At 50.6% G+C, this 15,077-nt stretch carries 5 protein-coding genes; 4 read left to right on the top strand and 1 reads right to left on the bottom strand.

What is annotated here, in order from left to right; all coding sequences use genetic code 11:
- Positions 1-41: 41 nt before the first annotated feature.
- Positions 42-2,633, top strand: a complete 2,592-nt coding sequence (gene topA / locus ACO08I_RS03145; RefSeq protein WP_282773847.1) for a type I DNA topoisomerase — start codon at positions 42-44, stop codon at positions 2,631-2,633.
- A gap of 4 nt (positions 2,634-2,637) precedes the next feature.
- Here topA and ACO08I_RS03140 read toward each other — a convergent pair whose 3' ends face one another.
- On the bottom strand, positions 2,638-3,156 hold the full coding sequence (locus tag ACO08I_RS03140; RefSeq protein ID WP_282773845.1) for a DUF4442 domain-containing protein: 519 nt from the start codon (positions 3,154-3,156) through the stop codon (positions 2,638-2,640).
- 205 nt (positions 3,157-3,361) lie between these two features.
- Here ACO08I_RS03140 and sucC point away from each other — a divergent pair, with 205 nt between their 5' ends.
- The 3 genes from sucC (at position 3,362) to ACO08I_RS03125 (ending at position 14,862) form a co-directional block, all read left to right on the top strand.
- Positions 3,362-4,564, top strand: coding sequence for an ADP-forming succinate--CoA ligase subunit beta (gene sucC / locus ACO08I_RS03135; protein WP_044227147.1), 1,203 nt, complete (start codon positions 3,362-3,364; stop codon positions 4,562-4,564).
- Between the two features lie 132 nt (positions 4,565-4,696).
- Positions 4,697-4,873, top strand: a complete 177-nt coding sequence (locus ACO08I_RS03130) for a DUF6435 family protein (RefSeq protein WP_152605222.1) — start codon at positions 4,697-4,699, stop codon at positions 4,871-4,873.
- 974 nt (positions 4,874-5,847) lie between these two features.
- The gene (locus ACO08I_RS03125; RefSeq protein WP_421948456.1) at positions 5,848-14,862 is read left to right on the top strand and encodes a T9SS type A sorting domain-containing protein; all 9,015 of its coding nucleotides are present in this window, start codon (positions 5,848-5,850) and stop codon (positions 14,860-14,862) included.
- The last annotated feature ends 215 nt before the right edge of the window (positions 14,863-15,077 follow it).

Genomic DNA, 15,077 nt, shown 5'->3' with positions numbered 1-15,077 from the left:
ACCTTTGCAGTCGTAAAAGCGCTTTGTACCAATAAAGAACTATGCCAAAGAACTTACTTATAGTAGAGTCGCCAGCCAAGGCGAAAACCATAGAAAAAATACTCGGCAAAGACTTCACCGTCAAGTCGAGCTTCGGCCATGTCCGTGATTTGGATAAACGGGGCGGAGCTGTGGACATTGAGAACGACTTCGAACCGAAGTATGTCGTTTCTTCCGATAAGAAAAAGGTAGTCAAGGAACTCAAAGACCTGGCTAAAAAGTCGGATGAAGTCTGGCTCGCAACGGATGAAGACCGCGAGGGAGAGGCTATTTCCTGGCACCTTTGTAAGGTGCTCGGGCTTGATGAGGCCTCGACCAAACGGATCGTATTCCGGGAAATTACCAAGCCAGCTATCCAAAAAGCCATCACGCAGCCACGAACGGTGGACGTGAACCTGGTCAATGCTCAGCAGGCCCGGCGCATTTTGGACCGTTTGGTAGGCTATGAACTGTCTGAGATCCTCTGGAAAAAAATCAAGGGGAAACTATCTGCCGGCCGGGTACAATCCGTAGCGGTCAAGCTTCTGGTGGAACGGGAGCGTGAGATTATGAATTTTGAGCCCTCGCCGTTCTTCCGGGTTAATGCACTTTTTGATGTAAAGAATGAGCAAGGCAAATCTGTAAAGCTTAAGGCAGAGAACCCGTCCCGTTTTTCTACTGAGAAGGACGCAGAGCAGTTCCTGCAGGAGTGCCGTGAAGCGGTTTTCAGCATCACCGATATTGACATAAAGCCACTCAAGCGCCGGCCTACAGCCCCCTTCACTACTTCCACCCTTCAACAGGAAGCGAGCCGGAAGCTGGGTTTTAGTGTGCAGCGCACGATGAGTGTGGCGCAACGCCTCTATGAAGCAGGGCATATTACCTATATGCGTACGGATTCTGTGGCTTTAAGCGAAGTGGCGCTTAAGAGCATCTCCAAGGAAATCGAGCATCTCTACGGCTCTAACTATGTGAAAACACGACGCTACAAAGGCAAGTCTGCTTCCGCACAGGAGGCGCACGAGGCGATTCGCCCAACCTATATCAACAAGCAAAATGCTTCCGGCAACCGGGATGAGCAGCGTTTGTACGAACTCATCTGGAAACGGACCATTGCTTCTCAAATGTCTGATGCGGAACTGGAAAAGACCATTGTCAAAATTGGCATTAGTACGGTCCCTGATGCTTACCTCAAGGCAGAGGGCGAAGTGCTTAAGTTTGATGGTTTCCTGAAAGTCTATCTGGAGTCCACAGACGATGAGGATGAAGACCAGGAAGCTAAGGGCATGCTGCCTCCGCTGAAAGTAGGGCAGGACCTTAACCTATTCAATATGACTGCCATTCAGCGGTTTACCCGTCCGCCATCCCGGTACACGGAGGCGGCACTGGTTAAGAAACTGGAAGAGCTGGGCATTGGCCGCCCGTCTACCTACGCGCCCACAATTAGCAAAATCATGGAACCGGAGCGTGGCTATATTATCAAGGAAACGCGTGATGGTACCGAGCGTGACTACCAACTCCTGACCCTGACCAAGGCTGGCGACATCAAAAAGGAAACCCTGACGGAGATGACCGGCGCGGTCAAGAACCGCCTGTTTGCCACCGATATGGGCATTACGGTAGCCGATTTCCTGAGTGAGCACTTTAAGGAAATCATGAACTACAGCTTCACGGCTGATATTGAGAAGCAATTCGACTCTATAGCTGAGGGCAGCAAGGAGTGGACCAACATGCTGAAGGCATTTTACGGGCCGTTCCACGAAACTGTGGAAAAGACGCTCGAAAACGCAGATCGCCCTACCCGGGAGCGGGTGCTTGGTAAAGATCCGGAATCCGGCCGTACTTTACTTACGCGGATGACCCGCAACGGCCCGGTGGCACAAATCGGAGCGCCCGATGAGTTGGACGAGGACGAAAAGCCTAAGTATGCTAATCTTCGTCACGGGCAGTCTATGGAGACCATTACTTACGAGGAGGCACTTAAGCTTTTTGAGCTTCCCCGCGATTTAGGGGAGTATAAAGGTGAGCCCGTTCAGGTTGGCGTTGGACGGTTTGGTCCCTATGTACGAATGGGAGAGAAGTTCTTTGTATCTATCCCAAAAGATGAAGACCCACTGGAGCTTTCCCAGGAGCGGGCTTTCGAGCTGATTAAAGCCAAACAAAAAGAAGATGCACCGGTAGGTACTTACAAAGGCAAACCGATCACTAAAGGCAAAGGCCGTTTTGGACCCTTCCTGAAGTATGATGGCTTGTTTGTGAATGTGCCCCGGAAATACGACTTCGATAATATCTCGCTGGAGGACATGCATGAGCTGATTGAGAAAAAAATCGAAAAGGAAGCCAACCGCTATATCCACCGTTGGGATGACGAAAAAATATCCGTGGAGAATGGCCGTTGGGGGCCCTTTATCCGCTTCAAGCGCAAAAACGTCAAAATTCCTAAAGTGGATGGTGAGCGCATGACCTCAGAGGCTGCCAAAGATCTTACCCTTGAGCAGGTGAAGGCTATTATTGAGGCAGAGTTGCCTGGCTCATTTAAGGAAACAAAGAAAAAGACGGCCGGGAAAAAGGCACCTTCCAAGAAAAAAACGACTACGGCTAAAAAGAAGAAATAGCCTGTCAGGCTTTCTTCCTGAAGGACCAGGTCAGGCGCATTTCGCAAACTACGTCGCCACGGGTATTTCGGCCGGTGGTCAGCACCGTAACTTCCTGCCCGGCACCGGTGGCAATTGCCTGGTCCACTGCCGCGTAGATTTCGGCACCCGCATTACAGGTAAAAGTGGTGCGGGTGTCGGCTTTTTTGATAAACTTTGCTTCGAACCCGGTAATCAGCATGGAGATCTTCCCTTTTCCAGTAAGGGCCAGCAAAGCTAACGTACCGGTGGAAAGCTCAGCTGCTCCGCTAAGCGCGGCGAAGTAAGTGGACCGAAAAGGGTTTTGGGTGGTCCAGCGGTATGGCATGCTCACCACACAGGTATTGGTGTCACAAGCATCCACCCGGATACCCCAAAACCAGCACGAGGGGAGCCGTTTTAGGAAAAACAGGCGCATTTTCCAGACGGTGTTGAAATCCCGCAGCCGTTTTTGAATCAAAGGCGCGATTTCACTGGAAGGGGTAACGGAGGTATTTGTCGCCATAGCATCATTTTAATTTAGCAGTATTGGCAAAGGCCGCCTGATAGTCAGCTTATTAACTTGGCCAAGGCCTTTGTAGTAAGTCTAAAAGTACGAAAAAGCGCGGAGAGTCAAGGGGCTTTACTTTGCCATTTTGCAGCCAAAAGCTTCTGATAGCTGCATAAAATCACTACATTTGGGCATCCATCACAAACCATATTAATAGCGCATGAACCTTCACGAATACCAAGGAAAAGAATTGCTGAAGAGCTATGGCGTAGCCATACAGGAAGGCCTCGTGGCCAATACCGTAGATGAAGCCATTGAGGCCTACGGGAAGATCAAAGAAAAAACAGGCTCTGGCTTTGCCGTAGTCAAAGCTCAAATCCATGCCGGCGGCCGCGGAAAAGGCGGTGGTGTGAAATTGGTGAAAAACGAAGGCGATCTCAAGGAAAAGGCAGATGCTATCCTGGGCATGATGCTGAAGACCCCGCAGACACCGGGGGGCATGGAAGGCCCGGGCAAGCTGGTTAAAAAAATCCTGGTAGCCGAGGATGCATACGTGCCTTCTCCGGACGAGTGCGATGAGTTTTATGTGTCTGTACTCATGGACCGGGAGAAAAAGTGCAATGTCATCATTTACTCCACTGAAGGAGGTATGGACATTGAAACTGTAGCAGAAGAGACGCCACATCTCGTACATAAGGAATACATCGACCCGACACTTGGCCTGCAGGGCTTCCAGGCACGTAAAATTGCCTTTAACCTCGGTCTGAACGGAAAGGCGATGAAAGAGATGGTGAAGTTTATCAGTTCTCTGTACAAAGCTTTTGTAGGTGCAGATGCTTCACTGTTTGAAATCAATCCTTGTCTTAAGACTGGGGACGACCGCATTATCGCTGTGGATTGCAAGGTGACGCTTGACGATAACGCGTTGTACCGCCACCCTGACCTTGCTGAGCTTCGCGATACCGATGAGGAAGACCCAACCGAAGTGGAAGCCAAAGAATACGGCCTGAACTATGTTCAGCTGGATGGCAACGTAGGCTGTATGGTAAATGGTGCCGGCCTGGCCATGGCGACTATGGATATTATCAAGCTTTCTGGTGGTGAACCTGCCAACTTCCTTGATGTTGGCGGTACCGCTGATGCCAAGCGTGTAGAGCAGGCTTTCCGCATCATCCTCAAAGACCCGGAAGTGAAGGCCATCCTCATTAATATTTTTGGTGGCATTGTTCGCTGTGACCGCGTGGCGCAGGGGGTTGTGGATGCATACAAGAATATGGGTAACATTGAGGTGCCCATTATCGTGCGTTTGCAAGGGACTAATGCTGATGTCGCGAAGACTTTGATCGATGAGTCGGGCCTCGCCGTTAAATCTGCTATCCTGCTACAGGAAGCAGCGGATCTGGTGAAGGAAGCTGTGGCTTAAAATCAGGTTCCTCCTCCATGGAGAACAATTGAACAGGCAATAAGAGCCGGGTACCGCTTAACTGGGGTATCCGGCTTTGTTTTTGACAACCATTTTCAGGCATTAGTGTTTCCTTCAAAAAACCAGTGGATTATGTTTGGACTATTCAAAAAAGACCCGGTCAAGAAGCTCGAAAAGAAGTATCTTAAGCTTATGGAAGAAGCCATGGAAATACAGCGGGGAGGTGATATCAAAGCCTACGCGCAAAAGTCCGCAGAGGCAGAAAAAGTCGCTGAAGAAATAGAACGCTTAAAAAACGAAAAACCATAGTGTTCCTCTTGTGAGCTCTGGGTATTCCGAAAATCATATTGCTGTTCACGATTTGAACGAAACTTATTTTGTAAGTCAATAGACAGTTTTGCATTTATTTCATTGTTGGTTATGCATCGTTTTGATAAATCAAAAACAGTTATTATATTTGCTATGCTTTGATTCGACACGCTAAAGTATTATCAGAGAATTGTAACCTCGCTCAAGTATGCACTCCTAAACCACTTTCTGTGGTCATGACAGTATGCGCAAAAACCGAGTCAGAATAAGTACTTGTTGCTTCCCTGATTCGTGGCTCCTTTAGGAGCAAAATTTTTTATTATTTTTGATTGAAGCTGTCACATTTTATTGCAGTATTTTGCATGAAGACATTTGTGTACCTGGACGGACTTAGTAAGATCAGCGGGCACTTCCAAGCCTCCTAACTTGATGCGTCTGTTGACCTACTTGTTTTCCAGTGTATAAAAAGGTATACGTACAAAATTCCCTCCTTACCTGACTATGTATGCTGTCTTCATACACGTTTTGCTGCTCAAACAACTTAATGGTAGATACAGGTAAGCATATCTGTATAGGTACTTTACTATCTTCTGTTATGGGTCTATTTGCCATACCTGGTGATTAAAAGACGCTGTGTTGGAAGATAAGTAGTTATGTGGGTAGCTAAGACAGTTACAGTAACACCGGCAACGCATAGGCTGCCCTTTAAGAGGTACGCCCGGCTGAAAGGTTTTGCCTTCAAGGCTATATGTGTATTGTCTGAGGTTGTTCAACGTCAAAAGTATGCACATTTAAGGCTCGCTGCGGCTCTGGAGACTACATATTGCCCAAGGTCAGCGTGAGGAGCATTAAATTTTAAAAACCCTTTCTGCGAACAATGAAAGTAATGGTCATTTGACCAAAAGATAAATCTATGCCCATAATTGGCCTATGGTCATAAATAAACGCTAAACAATCACAAACCTCGAATGCTTATGAATTACACTAACACTTTTTTTCGAAGGCGGAAGCCTGAAAGCAGTGTCTTACCTTTAAGGTATTCCCATGCTTTCCATCTTCCCCTGCAGTTAGCGATACCGCTGCGCTCGGCGCTGGGTTTGCTTGCTTTTATCCTTGTATTTGCAGCTGGGGCAGGCAGCCTGAGTGCACAGACACTCCTTAAAGCCTGGGACTTTGGTGGAAATAGCGGTGACGAATTCTCCGTATTGGCAACTACCAATGCTCCGGGCATCAACGCTACCTCTGGCGATGTACGGCGCGGAGGCGGACTTAACACAGCCGGTACGCCTGCACGAGCCAATACCTTCACGGCCCGAAACTGGGACGGCTCCGACCTGGCAACTGCCCGGGGTGCTGCAGATTACTACAAAATCACGATTCGCCCCAGCAATGGAAACTGCATGACCCTCACTGAGCTAAGGCTTTATCTGGGTACTTTCAACGGAGCTCCTATCCCCAACGCTGTAGTGTACAGTGATGCAGGAGGCGATAATTTTAATACTCCGCTGGGCACTTTTTCCGTTTCGGGTGTAGGTCAATACACCGTGCCGCTCAATGGTCCTGGTTTTGAACAGGTAACCGGAGCCATATCCTTTAGGGTGTATGGTTTTCATGATGGCAGTCAGGGCACCTTTGATCAGCTCTGGCTGGGTAACACCGCAGACAATGGAATTGATGACATTGAATTCTACGGTTACGTAGCGCCAACACCTGGCACTTTGAGTACTACCGTTTTTGATGACCCCCATTGCTACGGAGAGTCTCAGAATACGTTGCGGCGGCTGCAAGTTGGCGGTGCCAGCCTGAACGCGAATGAAGTCGTTGTTTGGCGTATCGTTAACTTCGTTCCTTTTCCTGGCAGTGATACGCCAGCTTTTGCCAGTGGCGAATACACGCAGGCTGATAATTCGACGACCAATGATGAGTTTTCCATCTTTAATGGTGGTTTCAGTTTCCGGCCTTCCGAACTGGCTACCGGTGTGAATAATATGCCTCTTTACGGTACTTATGAAGTGGAAGCCTTTATTCGCAATACGGAAACAGGTTGTGAAGGTGGTGTGCTTACCGGCCTGACTAAAACCATCAATCAGGTACCGGATATTAGTATTCAGCCTTTTGCGCAGAATCCGTTCAACGCGGTATGCCTTGGAGAAGAAGCACGGTTCCTGGCTTCTCCTGCCGCTGCCGGTAGTACGATGCTTCCGCCCGTGCAAACTTACAAGTGGTCCTTCTCTGGTTCCCCATCCGTTATGGATTATGGGCAGACAGCTGCAGATGGTGTCACCAAACGTAATCAGGGTGCTACCTATGGTATGGCTGACCTCGGTCCGCAAACCGTTGATCTTGATGTGACTTTTACAAATGGATGTACTTCAACTGCACCTACGCATACCATCACTGTGAATGATAACCCCAGTGATGCCTTCCGAACAGCGGGTACAGATGTGGCTTTCCCTTTCGCTGAAACCCTGGATTTTGATGCAGACCACGACGCTTGTCCCGGCGATGTATTCGAATACGGTACAGAAGCTAACACTGCAGGTATCAATAATGTAAGCTGGACCTTGTCTGGCGGCGGTAACATCATCGCTGGCCAGGGGGCTCGCAATATACAGATTGAGTGGACGACGCCAGGCACGCATACCCTGTCTTTCCTGGTGACGAATATTGCTACGGGTTGCACATCTGCCAATTCCCTTGATGTAACGGTACTGGATGCGCCCGCTATTACAATTGGCTCATTTGCAGGCAATCCATTTGATGCGCTTTGCCCGGATGAGCAGGGCGTATACCTGGCTTCCATTTCTTCTTCCGGCCCACCGCCGGTAGCCAGTTATTCCTGGGCTTTCAGCAGTAATGCCAGTAGCCCGGTTACCGTATCAGGTGCAGGTGGTGGTGGCACCGGCCAGTTAGCTACCGATGGAACACCCCGCCGTATTGGTGCGGCCTGGGCAAGCCCCGGAGCCGAATCTGTCAATCTTGATGTCACTTACGACAACGGCTGTAGTGTGAGTGCGCCTCAGCTGGATGTGGCGGTTAATACTCCACCGAGCGATATGTTCCGAACAGCGGGTACAGATGTGGCTTTCCCTTTCGCTGAAACTCTGGATTTTGATGCAGACCACGACGCTTGTCCCGGCGATGTATTCGAATACGGTACAGAAGCTAATACTGCAGGTATCAATAATGTAAGCTGGACCTTGTCTGGTGGCGGTAACATCATCGCTGGCCAGGGGGCTCGCAATATACAGATTGAGTGGACGACGCCAGGCACGCATACCCTGTCTTTCCTGGTGACGAATATTGCTACGGGTTGCACATCTGCCAATTCCCTTGACGTAACGGTACTGGATGCGCCAGCTATTACAATTGGCTCATTTGCAGGCAATCCATTTGATGCGCTTTGCCCGGATGAGCAGGGCGTATACCTGGCTTCCATTTCTTCTTCCGGCCCACCGCCGGTAGCCAGTTATTCCTGGGCTTTCAGCAGTAATGCCAGTAGCCCGGTTACCGTATCAGGTGCAGGTGGTGGTGGCACCGGCCAGTTAGCTACCGATGGAACACCCCGCCGTATTGGTGCGGCCTGGGCAAGCCCCGGAGCCGAATCTGTCAATCTTGATGTCACTTACGACAACGGCTGTAGTGTGAGTGCGCCTCAGCTGGATGTGGTGGTTAATACTCCACCGAGCGATATGTTCCGAACAGCGGGTACAGATGTGGCTTTCCCTTTCGCTGAAACTCTGGATTTTGATGCAGACCACGACGCTTGTCCCGGCGATGTATTCGAATACGGTACAGAAGCTAATACTGCAGGTATCAATAATGTAAGCTGGACCTTGTCTGGCGGCGGTAACATCATCGCTGGCCAGGGGGTTCGCAATATACAGATTGAGTGGACGACGCCAGGCACGCATACCCTGTCTTTCCTGGTGACGAATATTGCTACGGGTTGCACATCTGCCAATTCCCTTGACGTAACGGTACTGGATGCGCCCGCTATCACAATTGGCTCATTTGGTGGCAACCCATTTGACGAAGTATGTGAAGGTGATCAGGCCATCTTTTTGGCATCGATCTCCTCTTCCGGCCCGCCCCCTGTGGCCAACTACAGCTGGAGCTTTTCCGGCAGCCCCGTTGAAGATCCGGGTGCAGGCACAGGAGGCACAGGTCAGTTGGCATTAGATAATACACCACGGCGTATTGGTGCCACCTGGGCTGATGCCGGCTCAGAGTCGGTAGATTTAATGGTAACTTATGACAATGGCTGCTCAGTAGATGCGCCAACCCACATGGTAACAGTTAACCCGTTGCCAACGGTTGAAATTCAACAGTTTGCAGGTAATCCCTTTGCGGAGGTGTGTTCTGGTGGGACCGGCGTTTACCTCGCGAATCTGGGCAATCCTACTCCCGGAGGAAGCGTAAACAGCTATAGTTGGAGTGTAAGCCCTGCGGCACCGATCACCCTTGCCGGGCAGTCAGGTGACGTAAGTGGGCGCCGCCGGGCGGAGATTGTATTCCCGCCAAATATGGGAACTGCTCCGGTGATGTATACCGTGGAACTGACGATAGAAGATGCAAATGGCTGCGTGAACACCGCTACACAGGTAGTAGAAGTACGCCCTGAGCTGAAACTGGCATTTGACTTTAAAAACCCTCCGGGCTTTGCCAATAATGAGATTTGCAACGGAGGTACTGTTGATATAGACCTTGATGTCCTGCCCGGACAAGAAGTATTCTACAGCGAGGGCAGCGACTATGAAATTCGCAACGTTATTGTCCGCCACCGTACAGCCAGCGCTAGCAGCTTTGTTGCCGGATATGGCCCGGTAAGCGGCGGTACACTGAACAGTGGAGATGTGATTTCGGGTGTAAACGAAACCCTGTCTCACAGTGAAGCTGAGCCGGTACTCATACAGTACAACTTTGTACTGGAGGATCTGGTATGCGGAACACAGGATTTCCGTTCTGTAGTGGTTGAGGTTCGCCCTGAGCTGAAGCTGGCATTTGACTTTTCTGCTCCTCCCGGCTTCGCCAACAACGCCCTCTGCAATGGCAGCACCGTTGATATCGGCGTAGACGCTTTGCCTGCTCAGGCAGCGCTCTATGGACTGGGCAGTGATTACCAGGTTGAGGTAGTGGTGGTACGCCATCAGGTAGGTAGCTCTGGCGGCTATACCAATGGCTATGGCCCTTTAATGGGTGGTACATTGAGCAATGGTGACGTGATCACTCAGATTAATGAGTCGCTTTCGCACGACGAAACTGCTTCTGTATTCGTACAGTACAATCTGGTGTTGAGAGACCTGAAATGTGGCAGTAATGACTTCCGGTCAGTTGTAGTGGAAATCAAGCCACAGCCAAAAATCGGGTTTGTCTTCAAGAACCCACCGAGTGCTTTCTGCCCGAATTCGAACGAAATATGCAACGGAGATGAGGTCAACTTTGACCTGGTATCCGAAGCTGAAGGCCTTGTGGAAGGAACAGACTTTGAGTTCCGTCTGCTCGGTGCGGCTTATAAGGTAGGCGGTAACTGCCAGGGAGGCGGCTACACCAATGGCTATGGCCCGGTAAGTGGCGGTATCGCCAGCGGCACTACGCTGTCTGATTATGTAGCAACGCTCAGCCATGGTGAAGCAGACATCGTTTGGATCCGCCTAAGCTTTATAGCTGAGGATCTTTCCGGCTGTGGAAACAACGATTTCCGTAGTGTATGGGTAGGCGTATGGCCTTCACCAGCGGGTACCATCAGCAACTCAGGCCCGGTTTGTGCCAATGCCGATGCTTTCCTGACTTTCGAAGGCACAATTGGCCAGCCGCCTTACGAGGTTGCTGTTGCTGAGCTCAATGGTGGTAACTACACTTCAGCTGGTGCGGGCAACGGTAATCCATTCTGGACCCTGCAGGGACTGGAGCCAGGTTCTTACACTTATACCCTGACGGCTATCCGGGATGCCAATGGTTGTGAAACTACAGGGCTGAACCAGCAAACTACGGTAGTGGTGCTGCCTGAGCCTGTGATTAGCTGCCCCGGGAGTATTATTGTGCAAACCAGTAACAACGGCACTGGTGATTGTACGGCTTCCGCCAGCTGGTCTAACCCAACTGAAAGTGCTGGCGCATGTACCCCAATCACCTTAACCATTAGTATTGATAATGGTACACCGCAAACAGTTGTACAGGGTGAAACCTTCACGACTACCCTGAGCGGTGGTGAGTATACCGTGACTTATGTGGTTACAGATGGCAACAACAACCAGGATGACTGCAGCTTCACCGTAACTGTTGAAGATGACGAGCGCCCATCCAGCATCGCACTGCCTGATGTCTCGCTGACAACAGAGGAAGATGGTGCTGAATGCCCCGGTACTGCCAATACCAGCCTGGTCGTTGATCAGGTTAATCCGATTGCCACCGCAGCGGATACCTGGAGCTACTTCGTGCATGGTGTGGAAATCGATGGATTCAATAACATCACCGACAATTGCAGTGACCCTGCTAATATTGATATTTATGTTTGGGAAATCAATGAGATTTCCACTGATGCCTGCGAAAGCAGCTTCAAAGTATTTTTCCGTTATTACGATGAAGCCGGCAACTGGCGTCAGCGTGGTAAGGAATTTACTATTGTCGACGATACCCGCCCGAGCAGCATCGCTTTGCAGGACATGACCTTCACTACTGAGGATGGCGCAACCTGCCCCGGATCAGCAGATACCGATCTGGTGGTTGATCAAAGCAACCCTATTGCTACGGCAGCCGACAACTGGAGCTTTACAGTACACGGCAACACCGTACAGGGCTTCAATAATATCACGGATAATTGCAGCGACCCTTCAGAGATTGAAATCTTCGTTTGGGAAATCAACGAAATCGCTACGGGTGACTGCGAGAGCAGCTTCAAGGTGTTCTTCCGTTACTTCGATGCCTGCGGTAACTTCCGTCAGCGCGGACAGACCTTTACGATTCAGGATAACACCAAGCCGGACTTCAACAAAGGCGGGTTCTCTGAGGAGTTCACGCTGACAACTGAGGATGGTGCGGACTGCCCGGCCAACGCAACAGTAGACGGCCTGGAAACAGGTGATGTACTGACGCCAGGTGTAGCAGTGCCCTTCACTGTGGCGGGTGTGTCCTTCACTACGCCAACGGACATGGTAAGCGACAACTGCGTAGCGCAGAGTGACCTGCTGCTGACCGTAGATGTGGTAAACGAGAACGTAATGAACGAAGGCGACGACTGCAGCAAGCAACTACGCGTACGCTACAAGCTGGAAGACGGCTGTGGCAATCAGCGTTTCTTCACGCAGGAGTTCTCCGTAACGGACAACACCAAGCCGGACTTCAACAAAGGCGGGTTCTCTGAGGAGTTCACGCTGACAACTGAGGATGGTGCGGACTGCCCGGCCAACGCAACAGTAGATGGCCTGGAAACAGGTGATGTACTGACGCCAGGCGTAGCAGTGGCCTTCACCGTGGCGGGTGTATCCTTCACTACGCCAACGGACATGGTAAGCGACAACTGCGTAGCGCAGAGCGACCTGCTGCTGACCGTAGATGTGGTGAACGAGAACGTAATGAACGAAGGCGACGACTGCAGTAAGCAACTACGCGTACGCTACAAGCTGGAAGATGGCTGTGGCAATCAGCGTTTCTTTACGCAGGAGTTCTCCGTAACGGACAACACCAAGCCCGACTTCAACAAAGGCGGGTTCTCTGAGGAGTTCACGCTGACAACTGAGGATGGTGCGGACTGCCCGGCCAACGCAACAGTAGATGGTCTGGAAACAGGTGATGTACTGACGCCAGGCGTAGCAGTGCCCTTCACCGTGGCGGGTGTATCCTTCACTACGCCAACGGACATGGTAAGCGACAACTGCGTAGCGCAGAGCGACCTGCTGCTGACCGTAGATGTGGTGAACGAGAACGTAATGAACGAAGGCGACGACTGCAGTAAGCAACTACGCGTACGCTACAAGCTGGAAGACGGCTGTGGTAATCAGCGTTTCTTTACGCAGGAGTTCTCCGTAACGGACAACACCAAGCCCGACTTCGCTGTGCCTGCCGATATTACGATCTTTACCGATGCTGATTGCAATTTTGATGCGTCTGTAGCCGAAACCGGTGACGTAACAGATATCACTGATAACTGCACATACGGGCCCGTACCGGGCGCAACCGGACTTGAGGCTACTTTCAGTGATCAGGTAGAAGCAGGGAATTGCGAAGGTGAGCAGATCATTACCCGTACCTGGTCTGTGGATGATGGATGTGGCAATGTCACCACCAAGGTGCAAACCATCACAGTGGAAGACAACATCGATCCTGAATTTACCGTACCAGCCAATACCACCATCTTCACGGATGCCAACTGCGGATTTAATGCAGATCCTTCAGAAACAGGTGATGTGGAAGATGAGTCAGACAATTGCACTGCCGATCTTGATGCGACTTACAGCGATGAAGTAGAGGCAGGAGATTGTGAGGGAGAGCAGGTTATTACCCGTACCTGGAGCCTGACAGATGATTGTGGCAATACCACCACTCAAGTGCAGATCATTACGGTGGAGGATAATACAGATCCTACCTTTACGGTACCAGACAATACGACCATCTTTACCGATGCTGATTGTGATTACGATGCTGATCCTTCCATTACCGGAACGGTGGACGATGAGTCAGATAACTGCTCTGCAGACTTGACGGCCAAGTACGCTGATGTGATTGTGCCGGGCAGCTGTGCCGGGGAAGTCATTATCACCCGTACCTGGACGCTTACCGATGATTGTGGCAATGTGACAGAGCAGGATCAGATCATTACCGTAGAGGACAACACGGCTCCAACGCCGGTTTGCCTTAATGGCGTGCTCATCCCGCTTGACCCGGATGGAGAACGGACGCTTGTTGCAGAAGATGTATTCGACTTTAGCGCATCCTTCGATAACTGCAGTACCGTTTCCGTTACGGATATCAGCCCGGCGATCATCGATTGTGATGATGTTGGCGGACTGACAAGTATTCAGGTGACTGCTTCTGATGATTGCGGCAATGAAGCGACTTGTACTGCTACCATTGAGGTTTCTGATATCACTGCGCTGCCCTCACCATGGGAAGGCGTGGATATTGGTAACCCCGGAAGTGGCAATACTTACAGCTACAATCCTTGTGTTGATGAGTTCACCATTGAAGGAGGAGCTTACAACACTCCGACGCCCACGGATAACCTGGCTACTATTTCACAGACCCTGTGCAGCAATGGCAACGGACTGGTCGGTATTCAGCTGAAGGTAGAGTCCGTATCTGGTGGATTTGGTGGCGTATTCATTCGCGAGAGCAATGCGCCTAACGCCAAGTACGTAGCTCTGCTCAAGCAGAATGACACCAACCTGTTGTCATGGGAGCGCCGTACCTCTACTGGTGGAAGCTTAGACCGGGGTACAGGTGGGGCAACTTTCCCATTCTGGTTGAGAATTTTCCGTCAGGGGAATCTTATCCGGGCGCAGTATAGCAACACTGGCAACAACTGGATCCCATACCGTCAGATTTACCTGGAAATGGGATCGTGTGTTGAGGTAGGCATGGTGGCTTACACCACGCATCCAAATGGAACCGTAGATGCTGTGTTTAGCAACGTACAGGTTGCAGGTAGTAGTACTGCCGGTACTAACAGCCTGGCTGTTGATCAGGGTAGCAACGGAGTCCTGCCTGGTTTAGATCAGGAGGCCCTGTTCACTACAGAAAGCATGGACTTGTCTGTATTCCCGAACCCGGCTACTGATCAGCTCACACTGAAGTTTGGAACCGAACTGCCTGAACTTTCCACGATCACACTCCGCAATCAGCTGGGGCAGATCATGAAGCAGGAGCAGTTGCGCACACCGGATACACAGATGGACTGGGATATCTCCAACCTAAGCACAGGCACTTATTTCCTTGAAGTTCGTACCTCAGATGGTGCCCCGCAGGTGGTGAAATTCCTGAAAACACGATAAGGTTCTAAACCTTAATGGATAGATTTACTGGCTGGCGCCTGGTGCAAACACTTTGCACCAGGCGCTTTTAATTTATGACCCTAAGGGAAGCCGGCTTTGGCAAACCTTTTCATCTGTTAGAGATGCTAACATAGCATCTCTTAAAGGCAGGCAGTGTCGCATAACAGGCCTGTCAGGAGACTATGAACCTGATGACGATTGATACCCGGCTCGTT

This window comes from Phaeodactylibacter xiamenensis (assembly GCF_965229835.1).
Classification (GTDB): domain Bacteria; phylum Bacteroidota; class Bacteroidia; order Chitinophagales; family Saprospiraceae; genus Phaeodactylibacter; species Phaeodactylibacter xiamenensis.
The sequence above is the reverse complement of the archived record's forward strand: the minus strand, read 5'-3'. Positions and strand labels throughout refer to the sequence as shown.